Below are 24491 nucleotides of genomic sequence, written 5' to 3'. Positions count from 1 at the left end.
AGCGATGCTCCAGGCCATCGGACTCACCAGCACCCCCGCCCGTGGACAAGCCCCCGCCGTGGACGACCTCACCTTCGACGCGGAGCCGGGGTGCGTCACCGCGCTGCTGGGGGCGCCGGGGTCCGGAAAGACCGCGGCGCTGCGGTTGATGCTCGAACTGGATCCGGGGCGGGGGGTCACTTACTACCGGGGCAGGCCGCTGCATCGCCTCCCCAACCCGGCCGGTGAGGTGGGAGTGGTGTGGGGGGACGTGCCGGGGCACCCCGCCCGCACCGTTCGAGGGCAGCTGCGCATGCTCTGCGCCGCGGCAGGCGTACCCGTCTCCAGGGCCGACGAACTGCTCGACGCGGTGGGCCTCGCCGGTCTGAGGGACCAGCGCATCGCCACGCTCTCCCTCGGCATGGACCGTCGGCTGGCGCTCGCCTGCGCGTTGCTCGGGGACCCGCACACACTCCTTCTGGACGATCCGGCGGAAGGCTTGGCGCCGAGGGAGGCCGACTGGCTGCACGGGATGCTGCGTTCCCACGCCGAGCGGGGCGGAACCGTGCTGTTCGCGACCAGGGACCCCAAGGAGGCCGCGAGCTCGGCGGGCCATGTGGTCACCCTCGACGCGGGACGCGTGGTCGCCGACCAGGACGGGGCGGCCTTCTCCCGTACCCGCCTGCGGCCTCGTGTGGCGGTCCGCTCCCCTCAGGCCGCCCGCCTCGCCGCCATCGTCAGCCGGGAAGCGCGTGTTGCCCGACGGTCCGTAGAGGTCGTCGCCGAGGCGGCCGGCAACCGGCTCTCCGTGTACGGCAGTAGCTGCGCGGAAGTGGGCGACGCCGCGTTCCGGCACGGGCTTCCCGTTCACCAGCTCGCCGACGAAGTGGGTGACGCGCGTCCCGCGGGCGCGTCCGATGACCCGGCCGGCTGCCGCGCGGCCGGCACGGCCGACACCGGTGCCGTTCTCGCGGCTGAGGAGGACGGGGGCGCCCTGGTGCGGCCGGCCGGAGCCGATGGCCGTACGGCGGCAGCGCGGAGGTCCGTCGGTGCCGGCTCCGGTGCCTCCTTCCGCTCCACGCGTTCCCCCGCACGGGGTGAGCTCCCGCCGCCGATCAGACGGCGCCCGGCCCGGGGGCCGTTGCGGCCGGTGCGGTACGAACTTCGCCGCCTGTTCGGTGTGCGGACGACAGCCGTGATCGTGGCCGTCGTTCTGATCACTTCCGTAGGCCTCTCCGTACTGCTGGCCCGTGACGGCCGCACCCCGCTTGTCCACGTCATCGCCGCTTGGCCCTCGTTGCTGCCGCTTCCGCCCGCCGCACTCGGGGCCGGGCTTCTCGGAGCGCTCTCCTTCGGTGACGAGTTCCGCTATCCGGCACTCGCCGCCGGGCGGGGGAGTGTGCCCCGCAGACTCGGACTGCTCCTCGCCAAGCTGGCGGTGTGCGGGGCGATTGCCCTCCTGCTGGCGTCGCTCGTCGTGCTCGGCTCGGTTGCGACCCTGCGCGTCGTGTACGGCGGAAGCCTGCTCTCCATCCCCTCGAACGTGGTGTCGCTGGTGGTGAGCTGGTCCGCTCTGACGGTCGGCTGCGCCTGGGCCGGACTGCTGGCCGCCGGCATCTTCCGGGTGACGGCCGCGGGCATCGCCGCCGTGCTCGCCGTGCCCGTGGTGATGGTGCCGCTCGTTGAGCGGATGCCGAAGGCGGCGAGCACACGTTCGATGGCTGGGCTCCCAGGCCGGCTGCGGGACCTGGCCTGGCTCCAGTGGCCGGAGGAGGTGGATCGGTGGATGGTGGCCGGTGTGCGCATCCTGGCGCATCCCGTGGGTACCGCCCTGGCGCTGTCCCTGTCAGCCCTGGCCTGTGCGTTTCTGCTCACGAGCCTTCGCGGGAGGGTCCGTTGGTGAGCACGCGGCATGACGGGGGGCGGCGTCTCCGTAGCCCCTTCAGGGAAACGTCCGATTTATACCAGTAAGGCGTCAATTGAGGGGCGGGTGCCGATCACCCTTTCGTGTGCTTTTCAGCAAAGACCTCAAGGGGCGGATGGGACCCGCCGACAAAGGATGCGTGAGTACCCTTGCGCACACCATGATGACCACCGCCCGCTCCGCCGATTCCGGCCTCGCCGGCCCGGGTGAACTCGACCGTTACTCGTACGCGGAGGCGCCGGCCGGCGAGCGCGCCGCCACGCGCTCCTGGGACGGCGCCGAAGCCGAACTCGGCCGGGTGGGCCGACGGGGGTCGGCCAGCCGTGGCCGCGGGCTCCATGGCCAACTTGTTCAGCAACTGGGGCAGATGATCGTCTCCGGCGACCTCGGTGCGGACCGCCCCCTGGTGCCCGAGGAGATCGGCCAGCGTTTCGAGGTTTCCAGGACCGTTGTGCGGGAATCGCTGCGCGTACTGGAGGCGAAAGGGCTGGTCAGTGCCCGCCCCAACGTCGGTACCCGGGTGCGGCCGGTCAGTGACTGGAATCTGCTCGATCCCGACATCATCGAATGGCGCGCCTTCGGCCCGCAGCGTGATGACCAGCGCCGCGAGCTGGGGGACCTCAGGTGGACGATCGAGCCACTTGCCGCCCGCCTTGCCGCAGGACACGGGCGCGAGGACATTCAGCAGCGCCTTGTCGACATGGTCGAGATCATGGGGCACGCGCTCGGTCAGGGCGACATGATCACGTGCGCCCGCGCCGACGCGGAGTTCCACTCCCTGCTCATCCAGGCCGCGGGCAATCGCATGCTGGAGCACCTTTCCGGGATCGTCTCGGCGGCATTGCAGGTGTCCGGCGGCCCGGCCACCGCATGCGACCGGCCCAGCGAGGCGTCCCTCGCCCTGCACGCGCGCATTGTGGACGCCCTCGCCTCCGGTGACACGGCAGGCGCCGAGTCGGCCATGCGTCAGTTGCTGGTCGGCCACCACGAGGCGGAACGCGTGGTGCCGGCGCCGCGCGAGCACTGACCGCGGCGCGGGCAGGGTGTACGCGTCACGTGTCGTCGGACCTCGGCGGTCCGGCGACACAGGGCGGAGAGATGTCGCCTTGGTCGCGTTCATCGCAAATGGGGTGTGACTCGGGCCACGCGGAACGGCCGTAACACTCCTCGAAACAGCGCGATGACTTAAGAGGTGACCGTCGCAGAAGGAATACAGCAGCCGCTCAGGGCGCTGTGCACTTTTGAGGCCAAGCCCGCGCCGTCGGTGCATTCCCCGCCCGTCGGTCGTCGGTTCCAGCCCTCTTCGGGCCGGGCCGGAAGCCGTTTCCATCGTTCCGAGAGGTTGTTCGTGTCGGCCAGCACATCCCGTACGCTCCCGCCGGAGATCGCCGAGTCCGAATCTGTGATGGCGCTCATTGAGCGGGGAAAGGCTGATGGGCAGATCGCCGGCGATGACGTGCGTCGGGCCTTCGAGGCTGACCAGATTCCGCCAACCCAGTGGAAGAACGTTCTGCGCAGCCTCAACCAGATCCTCGAGGAAGAGGGTGTGACGCTGATGGTCAGTGCCGCGGAGCCGTCGAAGCGCGCCCGCAAGAGCGTTGCAGCGAAGAGCCCGGCCAAGCGCACCGCCACCAAGACCGTCGCGGCCAAGACGACGGTGACGCGGACCGTGGCGGCGCCCGCCGCCCCGTCCGAGCCCGCGGACCCGGCGGCCGAGGAGGCTCCCGCGGCCGCGCCCGCGAAGAAGGCCGCAGCCAAGAAGACGGCTGCCAAGAAGACCGCCGTGAAGAAGACGGCGGCCAAGAAGACGGCCTCCAAGAAGGCCGGCAAGCAGGACGAGGAAATCCTCGACGGCGACGACGTCGTCGAAGAGGTCAAGGCCGGCAAGGGCGAGGAAGAAGAGGGCGAGGGCGAGAACAAGGGCTTCGTCCTCTCCGACGACGACGAGGACGACGCGCCCGCGCAGCAGGTCGCCGTCGCCGGCGCCACCGCCGACCCGGTCAAGGACTACCTCAAGCAGATCGGTAAGGTCCCGCTCCTCAACGCCGAGCAGGAGGTCGAGCTCGCCAAGCGCATCGAGGCGGGTCTGTTCGCCGAGGACAAGCTGGCGAACTCCGACAAGCTCGCCCCCAAGCTCAAGCGCGAGCTGGAGATCATCGCTGAGGACGGCCGTCGCGCCAAGAACCACCTGCTGGAGGCCAACCTCCGTCTCGTGGTCTCGCTGGCGAAGCGCTACACCGGCCGCGGCATGCTCTTCCTGGACCTGATCCAGGAGGGCAACCTCGGTCTGATCCGCGCGGTGGAGAAGTTCGACTACACCAAGGGCTACAAGTTCTCCACGTACGCCACCTGGTGGATTCGGCAGGCGATCACTCGCGCCATGGCCGACCAGGCACGCACCATCCGTATCCCGGTGCACATGGTCGAGGTCATCAACAAGCTCGCTCGCGTCCAGCGCCAGATGCTCCAGGACCTGGGCCGTGAGCCCACTCCGGAGGAACTGGCCAAGGAACTCGACATGACCCCCGAGAAGGTCATCGAGGTCCAGAAGTACGGTCGTGAGCCGATCTCCCTCCACACTCCGCTGGGTGAGGACGGGGACAGCGAGTTCGGTGACCTGATCGAGGACTCCGAGGCGGTCGTCCCGGCCGACGCGGTGAGCTTCACGCTCCTCCAGGAACAGCTCCACTCGGTGCTGGACACGCTGTCCGAGCGCGAGGCGGGTGTGGTCTCCATGCGTTTCGGCCTCACCGACGGACAGCCGAAGACGCTGGACGAGATCGGCAAGGTCTACGGCGTGACGCGCGAGCGCATCCGTCAGATCGAGTCCAAGACCATGTCGAAGCTGCGCCACCCGTCGCGTTCGCAGGTTCTGCGCGACTACCTCGACTAGGCCGCAGCGCATCACGCAGCGTGGGCCCGGAACCCGTGGGGGTTCCGGGCCCACGCTGCGTTGCCTCCCGAGCACCACGTGAGGTGCGAGGCGGAGGTGCGCATCTGCGTCGCCGGAATGACTCTGGGTAGGCATGGTCCATCACAGAGTCAGGAGTACGCATGTCTCGCATTGTCGTCCGCACCTTCACCGGGGCGCTCGCCCTTGCCGCCACCACGGCCGTCATACCGCTCGCTTCCCCCGCCCCGGCGGTCGCCGACAGCATCATCATCGGAGGTCAGCCGGCTCACGTGGCGGACAGCCCCTGGGTGGTGGCGCTGTCCAGCCGTGACCGGTTCGGGGGTACTCGGGCCGGTCAGTTCTGCGGCGGTGTCGTGGTGGAGCCGAAGAAGGTGCTCACCGCCGCCCACTGCCTGAGCCGGGAGGCGCTCGGTACCGACGCGGATCAGTTGAGCGATCTGAAGATCATCTCCGGCCGGGACGAGCTGAACGGCACAGGCGGCAAGGAGATCCCGGTGAGTGGGACGTGGGTGAACCCCGGGTTCGACGCCACCACCAACAGTGGGGACGTCGCGGTGCTCACCCTTGCCGAGGCGCTGCCGGAGGAGGACGCGATCCCCCTTGCCGAGGCCGGTGACTCGGCCTACCGGGCCGGCACACCCGCGGTCGTCTACGGATGGGGCGATACCACCGGTTACGGCGACTACGCCTCGTCGCTCAGGTCCGCCCAGGTGGACATCCTGCCCGACAGCTCGTGCGAACAGGCGTACCCCGGTGGCACCACCGGTACGTACGACGCCTCGTCGATGCTCTGTGCGGGCGAACCCGAGGGCGGGTACGACGCCTGCCAGGGGGACAGCGGAGGGCCTCTGGTGGCGCAGGGGCGGCTCGTGGGGCTGGTGTCGTGGGGGAACGGCTGCGGGCGTGCCGGAAGCCCCGGCGTCTATACGCGGGTCTCTGCCGCCATCGGCTGGATGGCGAACGCCGGCTGACCGGCACGGGCTCCGCAGGTACGAGAACGGGCGGCTTCCCTCACCGGGAGGCCGCCCGTCGGCCGGTCCGGGACCGGCCCCTGGCTCGTCGTGGATGCAGAGGTGTCAGTGTTCCTCTTCGGCGGCTTGGGCCTGCACGGCCGTCAGTCGGTCCGTCTCATCCTGTATTTCCGCGGCGATCTTCTTGAGTTCCGGCTCGAACTTGCGACCGTGGTGGGCGCAGAAGAGCAGTTCACCGCCACTGATGAGCACGACGCGCAGATATGCCTGGGCGCCGCAACGGTCACAGCGGTCTGCTGCGGTCAGCGGGCTCGCGGGGGTCAGAACAGTAGTCACGTCGCCTCTTCTCTAGCTCGACGAGCTGTCGTACCAGGGTCAACATCCAACCAGGCCGAAAACGTTCCCGCTCGTGGCTTTTCTTCGAAACTTCTTCTCGAGATGGCTGTCTGTTGCCGGTTCGCGGCGAATGTGCCGTATTGCGTGGCGCTACGGTTTCGCGTTGCTTGGCTTGGTCAGTCCGGGCCGGCTGGCTTGCCGGTTGTTCATGAGGACGTGCCCGGAGCCTAAATGGTTCATGCCTGGAAGGGAACGTGATGTGCATGTCACCCCTGCGGGGAGATCGAACGTGTATGCGAGTCTGGTCTAGGGTGAGGTTCTTCCAGGGTGGCGTTTCACCCGCTCTACCAGGCATCGGTACCCTCACAGCGGCACCGAAGCCGAGCCCGTGACCCACAGGGCCCCAAATGAAATTCAGCGAGGAGCGAACCGCGTGACCGCCGATACGTCCGTGCCGTCCACTGCGCTGCTGACCGGAGCAGACCGAGACGGTTCCAACTACACCGCGCGGCACCTGCTCGTACTCGAGGGGCTCGAAGCGGTTCGCAAGCGCCCGGGTATGTACATCGGGTCCACCGACAGCCGCGGTCTGATGCACTGCCTCTGGGAGATCATCGACAACTCCGTCGATGAAGCCCTCGGGGGCTACTGCGACCACATCGAGGTCGTACTTCACGACGACAACTCCGTCGAGGTCCGGGACAACGGCCGGGGCATCCCGGTCGACGTCGAGCCCAAGACGGGTCTTTCCGGCGTCGAGGTCGTCATGACCAAGCTGCACGCCGGAGGCAAGTTCGGCGGCGGCTCCTACGCCGCGTCCGGCGGGCTGCACGGCGTCGGCGCCTCCGTGGTCAACGCCCTCTCCGCCAGGCTCGACGTCGAGGTCGACCGCAACAGCGCGACCCACTCGATCAGCTTCCGGCGCGGTGTCCCGGGGATCTTCACCGAGCAGGGCCCGGACAGCCCGTTCGACCCGGCCAACGGGCTGCGCAAGGGCAAGCGTGTCCCGAAGACGCGCACCGGCACGCGAGTGCGGTACTGGGCCGACCGGCAGATCTTCCTCAAGGACGCGAAGCTCAGCCTGGAGACGCTCCACCAGCGGGCCCGCCAGACGGCCTTCCTCGTCCCCGGCCTGACCATCGTCGTGCGCGACGAGCGCGGCCTGGACGGAGCGGGCAAGACGGAGGAGACCTTCCGCTTCGACGGAGGCATCAGCGAGTTCTGCGAATACCTGGCCCAGGACAAGGCCGTCTGCGACGTTCTGCGCCTGACCGGGCAGGGAACGTTCAAGGAGACCGTCCCGGTCCTGGACGATCGCGGGCACATGACGGCCACCGAGGTCACGCGCGAACTGGGCGTGGACATCGCGCTGCGCTGGGGCACCGGGTACGAGACCAACGTGAAGTCCTTCGTCAACATCATCGCCACCCCCAAGGGCGGCACCCATCTGACCGGGTTCGAGCGCGCCGTGACCAAGACGGTCAACGAGGTGCTGCGCTCCGCAAAGCTGCTGCGCGTGGCGGAGGACGACATCGTCAAGGACGATGCCCTGGAGGGCATCACCGCGGTCGTGACCGTACGCCTGGCGGAGCCGCAGTTCGAGGGCCAGACGAAGGAGGTGCTCGGCACCTCGGCGGCCAACCGGATCGTCGCCAACGTCGTGGCCAAGGAGCTCAAGGCGTTCCTGACCTCCACCAAGCGGGACGCGAAGGCACAGGCCAGGGCCGTCCTCGACAAGGCGGTGGCAGCCGCTCGTACCCGCATCGCGGCCCGCCAGCACAAGGAGGCCCAGCGCCGCAAGACGGCGCTGGAGTCGTCCTCCCTGCCGGCGAAGCTCGCCGACTGCCGCAGTGACGACGTGGAGCGCAGCGAGCTGTTCATCGTGGAGGGCGACTCCGCGCTCGGTACGGCGAAGCTCGCCCGGAACAGCGAGTTCCAGGCGCTGCTGCCGATCCGCGGCAAGATCCTCAACGTTCAGAAGGCGTCGGTTTCCGACATGCTGAAGAACGCCGAGTGCGGTGCGATCATCCAGGTCATAGGAGCCGGCTCCGGGCGTACCTTCGACATCGACGCCGCCCGCTACGGCAAGATCGTCCTGTTGGTCGACGCCGATGTCGACGGCGCCCACATCCGGATCCTGCTGCTGACGCTTTTCCAGCGGTACATGCGGCCGATGGTGGAGGCGGGCCGGGTCTTCGCCGCCGTGCCGCCGCTCCACCGGATCGAACTGGTCCAGCCCAAGAAGGGCCAGGACAAGTACATCTACACCTATTCGGACAACGAGCTGCGCCAGCGGCTGCTGGAGCTCCAGCGCAAGAACATCCGCTACAAGGACTCGATCCAGCGCTACAAGGGGCTGGGCGAGATGGACGCCGACCAGCTGGCGGAGACGACGATGGACCCCCGTCACCGCACGCTGCGGCGGATCAACATCGGTGACCTGGAGTCCAGCGAGAAGGTCTTCGACCTGCTGATGGGCAACGAGGTGGCGCCGCGCAAGGAGTTCATCACCAGTTCGGCGGCGACGCTGGACCGCTCACGCATCGACGTCTGAGCGTCCGCTCCAAGGTCGGCGTCCGGTGCGGCCCGGCCCCGGATGTCGTCTCCACCCGTGGGTGGAGACGACATCTCCACCCATGATCCACCCTGGAGCCGATCTGCCGGGCTGGGCACTTCCGTAGCTTCGGAGACGCAGAACTTCCCGCATCTCGGAGGCGCCCATGTCCGGGTTCGTCAACGCCCTGGTGATCATCGCTGTCATCGCCCTCGTCGTGGTCCGTCAGTGCTCGGCGCAACGGATCTCCGGCGACCGGCGCTGGTGGGTTGTGCCCGGCGTTCTGCTCGTCATGGCCCTGCGGGAGCCCGGACTCGTCGACCCGCACCATCGGACAGCCTCGGCTGCCGTCCTGGGCGCCGAGCTCGTCGTCGGGCTGGTCACGGGGGCCGGGTGGGCGTGGACATCTCGCGTCTGGCGTGCTGAGGACGGCTCCCTGTGGAGCAGGGGGACCAAGGCCACGGCTCTGGTCTGGGCCGGCGGACTGGCCCTGCGAGCGGCTCTGTACGGCGTCGCGGTGCTGCTGGACGTCCATCAGGGCAGCCCCGCCCTGATGGCGGCTCTCGCGGCGACTCTGCTGCTACGGGAGGGGCTCCTGGCATGCCGGGCCGCGACGATACCCCGGACGGCCGCAGGGCCCGTCGTCGGCTCCGCGGTGCGGCAGGAGTGGAAGGACCGCGTGTGACCCCCGATGCCTGGACGAGCTGGCCGTCGAGGGAGGCCCTCGCTCGGGACACCCGCAGCCGCCCGCGGAGCGTGATCGCGTGGTCCGTGCGGGCCGGCTTGCTCACGCTCATGCTGTGGGGGACCGTCACCAGCGGGCTGTTCCGGCCCTGGGAGGTCGTCGTCGGGCTGATCGGGGTGCTCGTCTGCGCGCTGCTCGCCGTCGCCTTCTTCCGCACCACCCTCGACAACCGCCTGTGGCCGTCGCTCGGCCTGCTCGGAATGCTCATGCTGGCCGGATTCGGGGCGGGGCAGGCGGGGGCGGTGGTGCCCGCTACGGTGCTCTGGTGCGGCTGCGCCGTCACCGCTCTGGAACGGCTGCCCCTCGCGGCGGGAGCTCCGGCTACAGCGGTGGCCCTCGGTGCCTACGTGGTGGTGGACACCGACGACTGGTCGACCACCGCGGTGACCACGGTCGGGCTGTGCCTCGCCGGGTACGTCCTCCGCCTGGACGCCGAGGCCCGTGGCAGTGCGCAACGGCTGCTCGCCCAGGAACGGGCGGCCCGGGTCGCGGAGGCGGAGAGGGCCGCGCTGGACGAACGATCGAGGATCGCCAGGGAGATCCACGACGTGCTGGCCCACAGCCTGTCCGCGCAGCTGGTGCACCTGGAGGCCGCACGCCTGCTGATCGAGAGAGAGCCTGCCGGGGAGTTCCGGGATCAGGTCCTGCAACGGGTGGTCGCGGCCCGGTCGATGGCCCGCGAGGGCCTCTCGGAGACCCGCCAGGCGCTCTCCGCGCTACGGGGCGAGGTGTCACCGGTGGAGGACTTCCTGCGGCAGCTGGTGACGGCTGAGCCGGCCGAGGTCAGGGTCGAGGGGGAGCGGCGCACACTGACCGCTCAGGCGTCGCAGGCGGTCCGGCGGGTGGCACAGGAGGCCCTGACCAACGTGCGCAAGCACGCCCCCGGCGCCAGAGTGCTGCTTCGGTTGGAGTACCAGCACGACTTCGTCGTGCTGGAAGTCAAGGACTCGGGAGGGCGGAGTCCGGAAGGGGACCTGGCCGTCAGCGGTTCCGGATACGGTCTGCTCGGGATGCGGGAGCGCGCCGAGTTGCTGGGCGGCACGCTGGAGGCAGGCCCGGGCAAGGAGGGGTTCGTGGTGAGTCTGCGGGTGCCCGCGTGACGGCGCGGGTGGTGGTGGCCGACGACCAGGCGGTGGTACGGGAAGGCATCGTCATGCTGCTCGGTCTGCTGCCCGGCATCGAGGTCGTCGGATCGGCGAAGGACGGGGAGGAAGCGGTCGCGCAGGTGGCCGAGCACGCGCCGGACGTAGTGCTGATGGACCTGCGGATGCCCCGATGCGACGGGGTCGAGGCGACCCGGCGGATCCGTGAGGAGTTCCCCGGCACGCAGGTCGTGGTGCTCACGACCTTCGCCGACGACGACTCCCTGTTCCCCGCGCTCAGGGCGGGAGCGCGGGGATACCTCACCAAGGACGCCGGGGGCGAGGAGATCGTGAGAGCCGTCCAGGCCGTTCTCTCAGGAGAGGCGGGGCTCTCGCCGACGGTGCAGCGCCGGCTCCTGGAGCAGGTGACCGAGGGACCTCTCGGGTCCGGTGGCGGCGGTGGGCCGGGGCCGCCGGACGGGATGACTCCCCGGGAGGCCGAGGTGCTGGTTCTGATCGCCGAGGGGATGTCCAACACGGACATCGCGCGCGCCCTCCACATCTCGCAGGCCACGGTGAAGAGTCACATCAACAACCTCTTCGCCAAGGCGGGCCTTCGCGACCGGGCCCAGGCGGTGCGCTATGCGTACATGCGAGGGCTGGTGCGCCCGCCCGGGAGATCCTTCACCTGAAGAGGTGAAGTCTCGCGAATGAAGTGCCCTGGATCTTCCCGATCTGCCCATTCTTGGCTATGCGGCCGAAGTGGTCCGTGGACAAGGGGAGTTGTTCGGTGGAGAAGGAAGCAGGGCGCGAGTCCGCAGCGATGCGGCTCGACGACCCGTGGGACGACGCGCTGACCTCCGGGTGGGGGGAGCCGGACGGCGCGGCCGGCTCCACTCCCGTGGTGGTGCCCGGGCCGTCCGCGCCGCGCGGTGGCCACAGCGCGGCCGACATCTATCTGGAGGTGCAGCGCAGCGAGGCGTTCCAGGAGGTGCGCCGTCGCTACCGGCGCTTCGTCGTGCCCGCCACCACGGCCTTCTTCGTCTGGTACCTCGCCTATGTGGTCACGGCGGTGACCGCGCCCGGGCTGATGGCGCGGCCGGTGGCCGGGGCGGTCAATGTGGCGATGGTCGTGGGGCTCGGCCAGTTCCTGACGACGTTCCTGCTCACCGGGGCGTACGCACGGCACGCGCGGTTGCGCAGGGACCGGGCCGCGCTGGATCTGCGGTGGGAGACGCAGGAGATGACACGGGGGGCCGGGCGTTGAGCGGCGACCACCAGACCCTGGCGCTGCTGCTGTTCAGCGCCTTCATCGCGGTCACCCTGGGCATTACCACCTGGGTGAGCCACAACAGGCACGGCTCGGCGGAGGAGTTCTACGCGGGCGGCCGACTGTTCTCGCCCATGGAGAACGGTTTCGCCATCGCGGGCGACTACATGTCCGCCGCATCCTTCCTGGGCATCTCCGGCCTGATCGCCCTCTTCGGCTACGACGGCATGCTGTACTCGGTGGGCTTCCTGGTCGCCTGGCTCGTCGTCCTGCTGCTCGTCGCCGAACTCGTGCGCAACTGCGGCCGGTTCACCCTCGCCGACGTGGTCGCGGCCCGCATGGCGGAGCGTCCGGTCCGTATCGCCGCGGGGACGTCCTCGGTCACCGTGTCGGTGCTCTACCTGGTGGCGCAGATGGTCGGTGCCGGCAGTCTGGTGGCGCTGCTTCTCGGCGGGACGAGCGGAGCCGCCCGTTCCTGGACCGTCGTCGGCGTCGGGGCGCTCATGGTCGTGTACGTATCGCTCGGCGGGATGCGGGCCACCACTTGGATCCAGATCGTCAAGGCCGTTCTGCTGATGGCGGGCACCGTGGTGCTCACGGTGCTCGTGCTGGTCCACTTCCACGGGAACGTCAACGCGTTGCTGAGCTCCGCCGCCGACCGCAGCGGGTACGGCAAGGACTTCCTCTCGCCCGGTCTCCGGTACGGCGGGAGCTGGACGGCGCGCATCGACTTCATCAGCCTCGGCCTCGCCCTGGTGCTGGGCACCGCAGGGCTGCCGCACATCCTGTCCCGCTTCTACACCGTCCCCACCGCCCGCGCCGCCCGCCGGTCCGTCGTCTGGTCCATCGGCCTCATCGGCAGCTTCTACCTGATGACCATCGTGCTGGGCTTCGGGGCCGCCGCGCTGGTCGGTTCGGCCGAGGTACGGGAGTCGAATGCCGCGGGGAACACCGCTGTGCCGTTGCTGGCCATGACGCTGGGCGGGGGCGAGGGCTCCACCGGGGGGACGATCCTGTTCGCCGTGGTGGCCGCCGTCGCCTTCGCCACCATCCTGGCCGTCGTCGCCGGGATCACCCTCGCCTCGTCGGCATCCGTCGCCCACGATCTCTACGCCTCGCTCAAGCGGGCCGGTGCCAAGCAGCGCAGCGAAGTGGCCGTGGCCCGGGTGGCGGCGGCAGGCATCGGGGTCGCCGCCATCGGGCTGGGGCTGCTCGCCCAGGACCTCAATGTGGCCTTCCTGGTGGGGCTCGCCTTCGCCGTCGCCGCGTCGGCCAATCTCCCGGTCCTGCTCTACTCGCTGTTCTGGCGGAACTTCACCACGCGCGGGGCGGTCTGGTCCGTCTATGGCGGGCTGATCCCCGCCGTGCTGCTCGTGGTGTTCTCCCCGGTCGTTTCCGGCAGCCCCAGCTCGCTCTTCCCCGGCGTCGACTTCCAGGTCTTCCCCCTGGAGAACCCTGGCCTGGTCTCCATCCCGCTGGGCTTCCTCGCCGGCTGGATCGGGACCGTCACCTCGAACGAGCCACCGGATGCGGCCAAGCACGCGGAGATCGAGGTGCGCGCGATGACCGGGGCCGGGGCGGTCTGAGCACCGGCTCCTTCAGTCAGACTCCATCCGTGCAGAACACGCATTCCTCCCAGAACGGCAGCCCGTTCAGGACGCGGTGACGTACGCAGGAGGCCATCGCGGCCTCCTGCGGCCCGGGCAGGACGCCCTCGCCGGCCTTCGCGGTGGCGGGGTCGAAGTCTTCGATCATCGCCCGATAGGTGCGCAAGTAACCTTCCACTCGCGCTGGTTCGTACGTCAGCTCGTCCCACCGATGGTGGGACAGGGCCAGATCGAGGACGCGCAGCAGGAAGTCCTTGGCCGCTGCGGTCTCCTGCGGCGAGCCGCCCCAGTCCAGCTCCTCCAAGTCGAAGCCGACCACGCCGCGTCCCAGCACGTTCTGGTTCTGGAGCGACAGGAGTGCGGCGAATCGGAAATCCCAGGGCTCCCGGGCCAGCTCCGAGACGGCGAAGGTCAGTACGTCCACGAAGACCGCCGTACCGCCGTTGGTCATGGACAGGGACCGGCCGTCGCCGCCCTCGAATTCGTTCATGTCGTCGAGGGTATGGGCGGCTCGGCGCATGCCCCAAAGGGTGCCTCGACCGGGCGGTGGCGGGTACGGTGGCGCCGGCGGGGGGAGCGGGCGACCGAAGGTCCGGCGAAGGAGCGGAAAGTCGGCCTCCGGGGACTTGCTGAAATTCGTCTCTGATTCCGCCCCCACGCAATCTGCTTGCGTTTCTTGCGCTAATCTTGCGCGTATGACGCGACGACTTGCTCAGGTGGCACAGAAGGTTGGAGTCAGCGAGGCCACGGTCAGCCGGGTGCTCAACGGCAAGCCGGGCGTTTCCGACGCCACGCGGCAGGCCGTGCTCTCCGCGCTGGACGTCCTCGGTTACGAGCGCCCGACCCAGCTGCGCGGTGAACGGGCCCGCCTGGTCGGCCTCGTCCTGCCAGAACTGCAGAACCCGATCTTCCCCGCCTTCGCCGAGGTCGTCGGTGGTGCGCTCGCCCAGCAGGGCCTCACTCCGGTCCTCTGCACCCAGACCAAGGGGGGCGTCTCCGAGGCGGACTACGTCGAACTGCTTCTGCAGCAGCAGGTATCGGGCGTGGTCTTCGCCGGTGGTCTCTACGCCCAGGCCGACGCCCCGCACGATCACTACAAGGTGCTGGCCGACCGCAAGATCCCCGTCGTGCTGATCAACGCGGCCATCGCCCACCTCGGCTTCCCCTGCGTCTCCTGCGACGACTCCGTGGCCGTCGAGCAGGCGTGGCGCCATCTCGTCTCCCTGGGCCACGAACGCATCGGCCTGGTGCTCGGTCCCTCGGACCACATGCCTTCGCAACGCAAACTGGCCGCCGCCCGGGCGCTCGCGGAGGAGTCCGGCGCGACCATCCCGGACCAGTGGGTGACCCGGGCGATGTTCTCGCTGGAGGGTGGGCAGGCCGCCGCCGCGCGGCTGCTCGACGAGGGCGTCACCGGCTTCATCTGCGCCAGCGACCCCCTGGCCCTCGGGGCGGTGCGCGCGGCGCGGCGGCGGGGCCTGTCGGTGCCCGACGACGTGTCCGTCGTGGGATACGACGACTCGGCCTTCATGAACTGCACCGAGCCCCCGCTCACCACCGTGCGCCAGCCCATCGAGGCGATGGGACGAGCCGCCGTGGAACTGCTCTCCGTGCAGATCGGCGGGCGCGCGGTGCCGTCGGACGAGCTCCTCTTCGAGCCGGAACTGGTTGTCCGGGGTTCCACGGCCCAGCCCCCGCGCACGTCTTCCCGCTGACCGTCGGGATTTTGCGCCACCGTAGCGGCCAATTGCGCCGCTACGGGGACGGGAGGGGCTGGGGCGGCCGGGGGCCGGTGTAGTGCCCGCTGGGGCGCATCCGCAGCGGGCGTTCCCCGTACTCCTCCAGTGCATGCGCGATCCAGCCCGCCGTACGGGAGATCGCGAACACCGTCTCCCCCGCCTCCGAGGGCATGCCCGAGGCGACCGAGAGCACGGCCAGCGCCAGATCGACGTTGGCATGCAGAGGGACGTCCCGGGCGGTGGTGGCCACCACGTCGCGCGCGGCGGCCAGGGCCGGTCCGGCCTGCGGGATGCGTTCGAGCAGGCCGAACAGCGTACGGGCGCGAGGGTCCTCGCCCGTATACAGCCGGTGCCCGAGCCCCGGCACCCGGCGCCCCGCCCGCAGATGGTCCGCCACCACCGGCGCGGCGCCACCGCGCTCCAGGACCTCGGCCAGCATGCGGTGGGCCAGCCCGCTCGCCGCCCCGTGCAAGGGGCCTTCCAGCACGCCGAGCCCCGCCGACACCACCGCGTACGGATGGGCCCGGGCCGATGCGGCGACCCTCGCTGCCAGCGTCGAGGCAGCGAGATCGTGGTCGATGAGCAGCGCAAGCGCGGTGTCCAGAGCGGTGAGTGACGGCTCGTCCGGCAGCCGAGCGGTGAGTTTCGGCCACAGTTGGGCAGCCAGAGCGGAGGGTGCGGCGGGTTCGGCCGGATCAGCTGTGCCGCGCTCGCGACCGCCCGCCCTCGGCAGCGCCGCGACCAGCGTCGGAATCAGGCTGCGCGCGCTACCGAGCACCGTCTCGCGCGACAGGTCGAAACGCAGCGGGTCGGCGGCAGCAGCGGCCACCACGGCCACCCGGAGCCGGTCCGTGGAGCCGCAGTGCTCCGGCAGTGCGCCGACCGCCCGCCGGGCCGCCGGCACCACCTGTGCGGGAGCCGTGAAGCGGGTACCCGGCCGCAGCTCACCGGTCCACAGCCACTCGGCGACCTCCTCGTACGAATGGCGCGTGGCCAACTCCGTCGCGTCCACGCCCCGGAAGTAGTAGCGGTCGGCGTCGATGAGGGTGATGCCGGTGCGGACGGCCGGCTCGCCCGGGGCCGGTGCCGTCTCCCTGCGTCCCGTGCGCCGGGCCAGCGCGTCGACCTCGGCCGCGTCGAACGTACTGCCGCGACCACCCGGCGCCCGGCTACTGCTCAGCTGCCCCCGGCTGACGTACGCGTACACCGTCTCGGGCTTCACCCCGAGCCGTTCGGCCGTCTCCCGCGTGGTGAGCCGCTGCCCGTCCGCCTCTGATCGCTCCGTCATGCCGCCACCGTATCCATATGCCGTCATCGGCATCCATGCACTTACATTGATCGAATCAATATTGACAGGAATCCAGTCATGCATGGACAGTCAAATCAATATCAAGAAGCCGACCGACTGTCCACGGAGGAAGCAATGACGACCATGACCGGCGGAACACCGCTCGACGTCCCCCGAGGTCTCGCGGGTGTCGTCGTGACCGATACGGCGCTCGGAGACGTCCGGGGGCGCGAGGGCTTCTACCACTACCGCCAGTACTCGGCGGTCGAGCTCGCACAGACCCGCAGCTTCGAGGACGTCTGGTACCTCATGACCGAGGGCGAGCTGCCCGGCCCGGAGGCCCGTGCCGATTTCGCCGCCCGCACGGCCGCCCTGCGCGTCCTGCCCGACGCCGTACGCGAGGCGCTGCCCGCCATAGCGCGTGCGAGCGCGGTCTCGGGCCCGCTGTCCGGGCTGCGCACAGCGCTCTCCCTGCTCGGCGCGTCGGCGGGGTTCCGGCCCGTGTACGACATCGACGCGGACCGGCGCCGGGCCGACGCCCTGGCCGTCTGCGCCGCCGTCCCCACCGTGCTGACCGCCCTGCACCGCCTCGGCCAGGGCCTCGCCCCCGTCGAGCCGCGCGCCGACCTGCCCCACGCGGCCAACTACCTGTACATGCTCACCGGGTCCGTCCCGGACGAGGACCGGGCCAGGGCGGTCGAGCAGTATCTGATCTCCACCGTGGACCACGGCTTCAACGCCTCCACGTTCACCGGACGAGTCGTCGCCTCGACCGGAGCGGACGTCGCCGCCTGCCTGGTGGCCGCCGTCGGAGCGCTCTCCGGCCCCCTGCACGGCGGCGCCCCCAGCCGCGCCCTGGACACGCTCGACGCGATCGGCACCCCCGACCGCATCGACGGCTGGATCCGCGAACGGGTCCTCGCCGGCGACCGGATCATGGGCTTCGGCCACCCGGTCTACCGCACCGAGGACCCCCGCTCGCGCATGCTCCGGTCCATCGCCCAGGGCTTCGGCGGCCCGCTCGTGGAATTCGCCGTCGAGGTGGAGCGCCAGGTGGAGGCGATCCTCGCCGAGCTCAAACCGGGACGCGAACTGCACACCAACGTGGAGTTCTACGCCGGGGTGGTCATGGAACTGTGCGGGCTGCCGCGCGAGATGTTCACGCCCACCTTCTGCACGGCGCGGGTCGTGGGGTGGAGCGCCAATATCCTGGAACAGGCGGAGGACTCCAAGATCATCCGCCCGGCGGCCCGCTACGTCGGCCCGCCCCCGCCGCAGCCGGTCCCGGCCGTCTGACCTCGCAGGAAGGCACCCGTTGAGCTCGTCGTCGCCCCACCGCCCCCGCATCCCGGTCGTCGTCCTCGCGGGATTCCTGGGATCCGGCAAGACGACGCTGCTCAACCACCTCCTGCTCCACCGGGCGGGCAACCGGATCGGCGTGATCGTCAACGACTTCGGGGCCATCGAGATCGACGCCATGACGGTCTCCGGACAGGTCGGATCCACCGTGTCACTGGGCGGCGGCTGCCTGTGCTGCGCGGTCGACGTGAGCGAACTGGACACCTATCTGGAGACCCTGACCCGGCCCTCCGCCCGGCTCGACGTCATCGTCATCGAGGCGAGCGGCCTCGCCGAGCCGCAGGAGCTCATCCGCATGATCCTCGCCAGCGACAACCCTCACATCGTGTACGGGGGACTGGTCGAGGTGGTCGACGCCGCCGAGTTCGAGACGACCCGGGAGCGCCATCCGGAGATCGGGCGCCATCTCGCGGTGGCCGATCTCGTCGTGCTCAACAAGACGGACCGGGCCGGGGACGAGGAGTGTGCCCGCGTCCGGAAGGCCGTCGCGGAGACCGGAAGCACCGCCGCGGTCATCCCGGCCACGTACGGGCGCATCGACCCCGAGCTGCTCTTCGACCCGGCGCGGCGGCCCGAGGGCGAGGAGAAGGCCCGCCAGCTCACCTTCGAGGACCTGTACCTGGAGGAGCGCGCGGCGGAGGACGGCGACGGGCACGGGGGCCATCTGCACACCGCGTACGAGAGCGTCGACTTCGACTCCGGCGTGCCGATGGACCCACGCCGGCTGATGCGATTCCTCGACTCCCGGCCCGAGGGGCTGTACCGCATCAAGGGATACGTCGACTTCGGCGCGGGCGACCCCGGCAACGCCTACGGGGTGCACGCCGTCGGCAGATTCCTGCGGTTCACCCCCAGGCCCTGGACGCGCGGCGAGCCGAAGCGGACCCAGCTCGTCCTGATCGGCTCCGGCATCGACGTACCTGCCCTGCGTGAGGAACTGGAGAACTGCGGGGTCCCGGAGGACCCGGCCGGGGAAACGCGGCAGGACGCCGCACACGAGCGAGCCATGTGGGGCGTCCTGCGTTACGTACAACAGCCGGGCGGCAACGACGCGTAGAGCCTTCCGTCGCCGGGCCGGACGCCCTACGCCGGGCCGGCGATCACCGCGACCGGGCTCTCCAGCGGCGTCCCCGAACCGTCGCGCCGCGGGTCGGGCCCGGGCAGCGAGGCCGGGGCACCGTTCTTCTGAGCCGCCCTGGCCGGCAGTGCGCCCGCCCAGGCGAACACCAGCACGTCCTCGCCCTTCAGGAACCGCTGGCAGCGCACCCCACCGGTCGCCCGGCCCTTGCGCGGATACTGGTCGAACGGGGTGAGCTTGCAGGTCAGGACCGAGTCGTCCAGCGTGCCGTGCGAGCCGGCGACCGTGAACACCGCTGCGTCCGCCGCCGGGTCCACCGCCGCGAACGAGAGCACCCGCGCCCCCGCTCCCAGCTTGACGCCCGCCATACCGCCGGCCGGCCGTCCCTGCGGGCGCACCTGCGCGGCCGGGTAGCGCAGGAGCTGTGCGTCCGACGTGATGAAGACCAGGTCCTCCTCACCCGTCCGCAGCTCCGTCGCGCCGACGATCCGGTCACCGTCCTTCAGGGCGATGACCTCCAGCTCGTCCTTGTTGGCCGGGTAGTCCGGCACCACGCGCTTGACGACGCCCTGCAGCGTGCCGATGGCGAGACCCGGTGACGACTCGTCGAGCGTGGTGAGGCAGACGACGTCCTCGTCCGCCTCCAGGGTGAGGAACTCGCCGACCGCCGCCCCGCCCGACAGATTCGGCGCCGCGTGCGTGTCCGGCAGCTGGGGGAGATCGATCACCGTGAGCCGCAGCAGCCGCCCGCTGGAGGTCACCACCCCGACGTCACCGCGAGCCGTCGCCGCCACCGCCGAGACGATCGCATCGTGCTTCGACCGCCTGGCACCCTCCGGGACGAGGATCGGCTCGTCGTTGGCCGTACGCGCCAGCAGCCCCGTCGAGGACAGCAGTACCCGGCACGGGTCGTCCGCCACCTCCAGCGGCACCGACGCGACCTGCGAACCGGCCGACTCCAGCAGTACCGTACGCCGGGCCGTGCCGAACTTCTTCGCGACCGCGGCCAGTTCCGTGGAGACCAGCTTGCGCAGTTCGGTGTCCGATTCCAGGATCGACGTCAGCTCGGCGATCTCGGCGTCCAGCCGGTCCCGCTCGCTCTCCAGCTCGATCCGGTCGAACCGGGTCAGCCGGCGCAGCGGGGTGTCCAGGATGTACTGCGTCTGGATCTCGCTCAGCGAGAAGCGCTCCATGAGCCGCTCCTTCGCCTGCGCCGAATTGTCGCTGGACCGGATGAGGCGGATGACCTCGTCGATGTCGACCAGCGCGACGAGCAGACCCTCGACCAGGTGCAGCCGGTTGCGGCGCTTGGTCCGGCGGAACTCGCTGCGCCGGCGCACCACGTCGAAGCGGTGGTCGAGATAGACCTCCAGCAGCTCCTTGAGGCCCAGCGTGAGCGGCTGGCCGTCGACCAGCGCCACGTTGTTGATGCCGAAGGACTCCTCCATCGGCGTCAGCTTGTAGAGCTGCTCCAGCACCGCTTCCGGAACGAAGCCGTTCTTGACCTCGATGACCAGACGCAGGCCGTGCGAGCGGTCCGTGAGGTCCTTGACGTCCGCGATGCCCTGGAGCTTCTTCGCCGAGACCAGGTCCTTGATCTTGGAGATGACCTTCTCGGGGCCCACGGTGAAGGGCAGTTCGGTGACGACGAGGCCCTTGCGGCGCGGCGTGACGTTCTCCACGGCGACCGTGGCACGGATCTTGAACGAGCCGCGGCCGTTGGCGTAGGCGTCCTTGATGCCGCCGAGGCCCACGATCCGCCCGCCCGTCGGCAGGTCGGGACCGGGGACGAACCGCATCAGCGTCTCCAGGTCCGCGCCCGGATGCTTGATCAGATGCCGGGCCGCGGCGATGACCTCGCCCAGGTTGTGCGGCGGCATGTTGGTCGCCATGCCGACCGCGATCCCGGTCGTGCCGTTGACCAGGAGATTGGGGTAGGCCGCCGGGAGGACGACCGGCTCCTGCTCCTGACCGTCGTAGTTCGACTGGAAGGCGACCGTCTCCTCGTCGATCGACTCCGTCATCAGCGAGGTCGCGTCGGCCATCCGGCACTCGGTGTAGCGCATGGCGGCCGGCGGGTCGTCGTTGCCCAGGGAGCCGAAGTTCCCGTGTCCGTCGACGAGGGGGAGGCGCATGGAGAACGGCTGGGCCATGCGCACCAGCGCGTCGTAGATCGACGCGTCGCCGTGCGGGTGCAGCTTGCCCATGACCTCGCCGACGACCCGGGCGCACTTCACGAAGCCGCGGTCCGGGCGCAGACCCATCTCGTTCATCTGGTACACGATGCGGCGGTGCACCGGCTTCATGCCGTCACGGGCGTCCGGCAGGGCCCGTGAGTAGATCACCGAGTACGCGTACTCGAGGAAGGAGCCCTGCATTTCGTCGACGACGTCGATGTCGAGGATCTTCTCCTCGAAGTCGACCGGCGGCGGGGTCTTCGTGCTGCGGCGGGCCATCGCTGCTGCGACTCCTTCACGGATTTCGAGCGGGCAACCTCAGGTTCCCTCAGGTTCTGACGCGGTCCATTGTGGACCGCCGCACTGACAACCCCGACCTCGACCCGTCCCAAAGGGCCCGCGCAGTCCGTCCCGAGACGGCGGAGGACCACCTTCCGGGGAATTTCGCTCGCAGCTTCGCCGCACGGGAACTTCGGCAGGTGCCGGTTCGCTTGCATACAGTGGCGGGTGTCTTGAAGCAACCTTCGAAGCAGCCTCCCGCAGCGGCTTCTTCATATGGACATCCAGTAGCGCGATCGAAGGGACGTACATGCCCATGGGTCACACGGCCACAGCCCAGGCCGGCTCCGGCGGCTTGACAGCGACCGAGCACCGTCTGGCCAACGGCCTGCGCGTGGTGCTCTCCGAGGACCATCTGACCCCGGTCGCGGCGGTGTGCCTCTGGTACGACGTCGGCTCCCGCCACGAGGTCAAGGGCCGTACGGGCCTGGCGCACCTCTTCGAGCACCTGATGTTCCAGGGCTCCGGCCAGGTCAAGGGGAACGGACACTTCGAGCTGGTGCAGGGCGCCGGCGGCTCGCTCAACGGGACGACCAGTTTCGAGCGGACCAACTACTTCGAGACGATGCCCACGCACCAGCTGGAGCTGGCCCTGTGGCTCGAGGCCGACCGGATGGGCTCTCTGCTCGCCGCGCTCGACGAGGAGTCCATGGAGAACCAGCGTGACGTCGTCAAGAACGAGCGCCGCCAGCGCTACGACAACGTCCCGTACGGCACCGCGTTCGAGCGGCTGACCGCGCTGGCCTACCCCGAGGGCCACCCGTACCACCACACCCCGATCGGCTCCATGGCCGACCTGGACGCGGCGACCCTGGAGGACGCCCGCGCCTTTTTCCGTACGTACTACGCGCCGAACAACGCGGTGCTGTCGGTCGTCGGCGACATCGACCCCGAGCAGACCCTCGCCTGGATCGAGAAGTACTTCGGCTCCATCCCCTCCCATGACGGCAAGCAGCCGCCGCGCGACGGCTCGCTGCCCACGGTCATGGGCGGTCAGCTGCGGGAGGAGGTACGCGAGGAGGTGCCGGCGCGCGCCCTGATGGCCGCGTACCGGCTGCCCCACGACGGCACCCGCGAGTGCGACGCCGCGGACCTCGCCCTGACCGTGCTCGGCGGCGGGGAGTCGTCCCGGCTGCACAACCGCCTGGTCCGACGCGACCGTACGGCCGTGGCCGCCGGTTTCGGACTGCTCCGGCTCGCCGGCGCGCCCTCCCTGGGCTGGCTCGACGTCAAGACGTCCGGCGGCGTGGAGGTGGCGGAGATCGAGGCCGCGGTCGACGAGGAGCTGGCCCGGTTCGCCGAGCACGGCCCCACGGCCGAGGAGATGGAGCGCGCCCAGGCCCAGTTGGAGCGCGAATGGCTGGACCGCCTCGGTACGGTCGCGGGCCGCGCCGACGAACTGTGCCGGTATGCCGTGCTGTTCGGCGACCCGCAGCTCGCGCTGTCCGCCGTGAACCGGGTCCTCGATGTCACCGCCGAGGAGGTCAAGGCCGCCGCGCAGGCGCAGCTGCGGCCCGACAACCGGGCGGTCCTGGTCTACGAACCGGTCGAGCCCGCCGAGGCCGCCGAAGAGGCCGACGCCGCCACCGACACCGACGCGCACGAAGGGGCGGACCAGTGACCGACGCTGCCGCGACTGAAGTTTCGATGCAGTTCCACCCCCAGCCCGCCCCCGGGGTGGCCCGGCCCTGGGCCTTCCCCGCGCCCGAGCGGGGTTCCCTGCCCAACGGCCTCACCGTCCTGCGCTGTCACCGCCCCGGCCAGCAGGTCGTCGCCGTCGAGATCTTCCTCGCCGCCCCCCTGGATGCCGAGCCCGAGGGTCTGGACGGCGTGGCCACGATCATGTCGCGCGCCCTGTCCGAGGGCACCGACAAGCGGAGCGCCGAGGAGTTCGCCGCCGAGCTGGAGCGGTGCGGCGCCACCCTCGACGCCCACGCCGACCATCCCGGTGTCCGGGTCTCCCTGGAGGTCCCGGCCTCCCGTCTGGCCAAGGCGCTCGGCCTGGTCGCCGAGGCGCTGCGGGCGCCGGCCTTCGCCGACAGCGAGATCGAGCGCCTGGTGCGCAACCGGCTGGACGAGATCCCGCACGAGCATGCCAACCCGGCCCGCCGCGCGGCCAAGCAGCTCTCCAAGGAGCTGTTCCCGGCCACGACCCGCATGTCGCGCCCGCGCCTGGGCACCGAGGAGACCATCGAGCGGATCGACGCCGCCGCCGTGCGGGCCTTCTACGACGCGCACATCCGCCCGTCCACCGCGACCGCCGTGGTCGTCGGCGACCTCACCGGCATCGACCTGGACGCACTGCTCGCCGAAACCCTCGGCGACTGGTCCGGGAACGCCTCCGAACCCCGCCCGGTCCCGCCGATCACGGCCGACGACACGGGCCGCGTGATCATCGTGGACCGCCCCGGCGCGGTGCAGACGCAGCTGCTGATCGGCCGCATCGGCGCCGACCGCCACGACAGTGTCTGGCCCGCCCAGGTCCTCGGCACCTACTGCCTGGGCGGCACGCTGACCTCCCGGCTCGACCGGGTGCTGCGCGAGGAGAAGGGGTACACCTACGGCGTGCGTGCCTTCGCCCAGGTGCTCCGCTCCGGCGCCGCCGACTCCGCCTCGGGGGCGGCGGGTGCCGCGATGCTGGCCATCAGCGGTTCCGTGGACACCGAGTCCACCGGACCGGCGCTGGACGATCTCTGGAAGGTGCTGCGGACGCTGGCCGCCGAGGGACTGACGGACGCCGAGCGCGAGACGGCCGTGCAGAATCTGGTGGGCGTCGCGCCCCTGAAGTTCGAGACGGCGGCCTCCGTCGCGAGCACCCTCGCCGATCAGGTGGAACAGCACCTCCCGGACGACTACCAGGCGACGCTGTACGCCCGGCTCGCCGAGACCGGCACGGTGGAGGCGACCGCGGCCGTGGTCAGCGCCTTCCCGGTGGACCGGCTGGTCACGGTCCTGGTCGGTGACGCCTCGCGCATCGAGGAGCCGGTCAGGGCGCTCGGCATCGGAGAGGTCTCGGTCGTCACCGGCTGATCTGTCGCTCAGCCCGCTGAGCGGGCGTAGGGGGCTCCGGCGCGCGGTCGCGCCGGAGCCCTCTACACGCGTGGTCACTTTCAATCCTTCTGCGCCTTT

Annotated in this window: 19 protein-coding genes; 15 read left to right on the top strand and 4 right to left on the bottom strand. The window is 70.3% G+C overall.

The window, feature by feature from the left end; all coding sequences use genetic code 11:
- Positions 1 to 4: 4 nt before the first annotated feature.
- From ABZ565_RS14100 to ABZ565_RS14085, 4 genes are all read left to right on the top strand, one after another.
- Positions 5 to 1882, top strand: coding sequence for an ATP-binding cassette domain-containing protein (locus tag ABZ565_RS14100; RefSeq protein WP_361025098.1), 1878 nt, complete (start codon positions 5 to 7; stop codon positions 1880 to 1882).
- A gap of 136 nt (positions 1883 to 2018) precedes the next feature.
- Entirely contained in the window at positions 2019 to 2930 is a 912-nt protein-coding gene (locus ABZ565_RS14095; RefSeq protein WP_361025298.1) for a FadR/GntR family transcriptional regulator, read from the top strand.
- Between the two features lie 321 nt (positions 2931 to 3251).
- A complete protein-coding gene (locus ABZ565_RS14090) occupies positions 3252 to 4796 on the top strand; it encodes an RNA polymerase sigma factor (protein ID WP_361025095.1) in 1545 nt (514 codons plus the stop codon).
- Between the two features lie 161 nt (positions 4797 to 4957).
- Positions 4958 to 5788, top strand: a complete 831-nt coding sequence (locus ABZ565_RS14085) for a serine protease (protein WP_361025092.1) — start codon at positions 4958 to 4960, stop codon at positions 5786 to 5788.
- 105 nt (positions 5789 to 5893) lie between these two features.
- On the opposite strand, the gene ABZ565_RS14080 is transcribed toward ABZ565_RS14085, so the two are convergent.
- Positions 5894 to 6124 (bottom strand): hypothetical protein, encoded by a 231-nt coding sequence (locus ABZ565_RS14080; protein WP_018105354.1) that lies wholly within the window; start codon positions 6122 to 6124, stop codon positions 5894 to 5896.
- 433 nt (positions 6125 to 6557) lie between these two features.
- Here ABZ565_RS14080 and ABZ565_RS14075 point away from each other — a divergent pair, with 433 nt between their 5' ends.
- The 6 genes from ABZ565_RS14075 to ABZ565_RS14050 all read left to right on the top strand — a co-directional run bounded on the left by ABZ565_RS14075 (position 6558) and on the right by ABZ565_RS14050 (position 13361).
- On the top strand, positions 6558 to 8678 hold the full coding sequence (locus ABZ565_RS14075; protein WP_361025089.1) for a DNA topoisomerase IV subunit B: 2121 nt from the start codon (positions 6558 to 6560) through the stop codon (positions 8676 to 8678).
- Between the two features lie 166 nt (positions 8679 to 8844).
- On the top strand, positions 8845 to 9363 hold the full coding sequence (locus ABZ565_RS14070; RefSeq protein WP_361025086.1) for a DUF1453 domain-containing protein: 519 nt from the start codon (positions 8845 to 8847) through the stop codon (positions 9361 to 9363).
- Complete coding sequence (locus tag ABZ565_RS14065) at positions 9360 to 10523, top strand: histidine kinase (protein WP_361025083.1); 1164 nt, start codon at positions 9360 to 9362, stop codon at positions 10521 to 10523. The genes ABZ565_RS14070 and ABZ565_RS14065 overlap by 4 nt, the downstream gene beginning before the upstream one ends.
- Complete coding sequence (locus ABZ565_RS14060) at positions 10520 to 11197, top strand: response regulator transcription factor (RefSeq protein ID WP_361025080.1); 678 nt, start codon at positions 10520 to 10522, stop codon at positions 11195 to 11197. Before ABZ565_RS14065 ends, ABZ565_RS14060 begins: the two co-directional genes overlap by 4 nt.
- 131 nt (positions 11198 to 11328) lie before the next feature.
- Positions 11329 to 11772: a DUF485 domain-containing protein gene (locus ABZ565_RS14055; RefSeq protein ID WP_361025295.1), complete on the top strand. Its 444-nt coding sequence runs from the start codon at positions 11329 to 11331 to the stop codon at positions 11770 to 11772.
- Positions 11769 to 13361, top strand: a complete 1593-nt coding sequence (locus tag ABZ565_RS14050) for a cation acetate symporter (protein WP_361025077.1) — start codon at positions 11769 to 11771, stop codon at positions 13359 to 13361. Before ABZ565_RS14055 ends, ABZ565_RS14050 begins: the two co-directional genes overlap by 4 nt.
- A gap of 16 nt (positions 13362 to 13377) precedes the next feature.
- Here ABZ565_RS14050 and ABZ565_RS14045 read toward each other — a convergent pair whose 3' ends face one another.
- On the bottom strand, positions 13378 to 13872 hold the full coding sequence (locus ABZ565_RS14045) for a hypothetical protein (RefSeq protein ID WP_361025073.1): 495 nt from the start codon (positions 13870 to 13872) through the stop codon (positions 13378 to 13380).
- Positions 13873 to 14077: 205 nt separating this feature from the next.
- On the opposite strand from ABZ565_RS14045, the gene ABZ565_RS14040 reads away from it, so the two are divergent.
- A complete protein-coding gene (locus tag ABZ565_RS14040) occupies positions 14078 to 15097 on the top strand; it encodes a LacI family DNA-binding transcriptional regulator (protein WP_361025070.1) in 1020 nt (339 codons plus the stop codon).
- Positions 15098 to 15137: 40 nt separating this feature from the next.
- Here ABZ565_RS14040 and ABZ565_RS14035 read toward each other — a convergent pair whose 3' ends face one another.
- Entirely contained in the window at positions 15138 to 16409 is a 1272-nt protein-coding gene (locus tag ABZ565_RS14035) for a citrate synthase (protein ID WP_361025067.1), read from the bottom strand.
- A 135-nt stretch (positions 16410 to 16544) separates the two neighbouring features.
- On the opposite strand from ABZ565_RS14035, the gene ABZ565_RS14030 reads away from it, so the two are divergent.
- A complete protein-coding gene (locus ABZ565_RS14030; protein WP_361025064.1) occupies positions 16545 to 17705 on the top strand; it encodes a citrate synthase/methylcitrate synthase in 1161 nt (386 codons plus the stop codon).
- A gap of 19 nt (positions 17706 to 17724) precedes the next feature.
- Positions 17725 to 18825, top strand: coding sequence for a GTP-binding protein (locus tag ABZ565_RS14025; RefSeq protein ID WP_361025061.1), 1101 nt, complete (start codon positions 17725 to 17727; stop codon positions 18823 to 18825).
- 26 nt (positions 18826 to 18851) lie between these two features.
- Here the strand turns inward: ABZ565_RS14025 and ABZ565_RS14020 are convergent, their stop codons facing one another.
- Positions 18852 to 21302: a DNA topoisomerase IV subunit A gene (locus ABZ565_RS14020; RefSeq protein ID WP_361025058.1), complete on the bottom strand. Its 2451-nt coding sequence runs from the start codon at positions 21300 to 21302 to the stop codon at positions 18852 to 18854.
- 310 nt (positions 21303 to 21612) lie between these two features.
- On the opposite strand from ABZ565_RS14020, the gene ABZ565_RS14015 reads away from it, so the two are divergent.
- Positions 21613 to 22983, top strand: coding sequence for a pitrilysin family protein (locus tag ABZ565_RS14015; RefSeq protein WP_361025055.1), 1371 nt, complete (start codon positions 21613 to 21615; stop codon positions 22981 to 22983).
- Between the two features lie 26 nt (positions 22984 to 23009).
- Positions 23010 to 24392 carry a pitrilysin family protein gene (locus tag ABZ565_RS14010; RefSeq protein WP_361025292.1) on the top strand — a complete coding sequence of 461 codons (1383 nt, stop codon included), beginning with the start codon at positions 23010 to 23012 and terminating at the stop codon, positions 24390 to 24392.
- Positions 24393 to 24491: the final 99 nt, after the last annotated feature.

Origin of the sequence: Streptomyces sp. NPDC016469 (assembly GCF_040632905.1) — a bacterium.
GTDB lineage: Bacteria > Actinomycetota > Actinomycetes > Streptomycetales > Streptomycetaceae > Streptomyces.
Note: the sequence above shows the minus strand (reverse complement) of the source record. Positions and strands in the feature narration are given on the sequence as shown.